The 249-nt window shown below is 55.8% G+C and carries 1 rRNA gene; it reads right to left on the bottom strand.

The features are described 5' to 3' along the window. A 16S ribosomal RNA gene (locus CIK98_RS07950) occupies positions 1–249 on the bottom strand; the annotation flags it as partial.

Here is a 249-nt window from a genome sequence, read left to right on the forward strand (position 1 = left end):
CAGCGGCCTACGCTCCCTTTAAACCCAATAAATCCGGATAACGCCCGGACCTTCCGTATTACCGCGGCTGCTGGCACGGAATTAGCCGGTCCTTATTCATGCGGTACCTGCAATACACCACGCGTGGCGCACGTTATCCCCGCATAAAAGCAGTTTACAACCCATAGGGCCGTCATCCTGCACGCTACTTGGCTGGTTCAGGCTCTCGCCCATTGACCAATATTCCTCACTGCTGCCTCCCGTAGGAGT

Source organism: Prevotella sp. P2-180 (genome assembly GCF_002251435.1).
Classification (GTDB): Bacteria; Bacteroidota; Bacteroidia; order Bacteroidales; family Bacteroidaceae; genus Prevotella.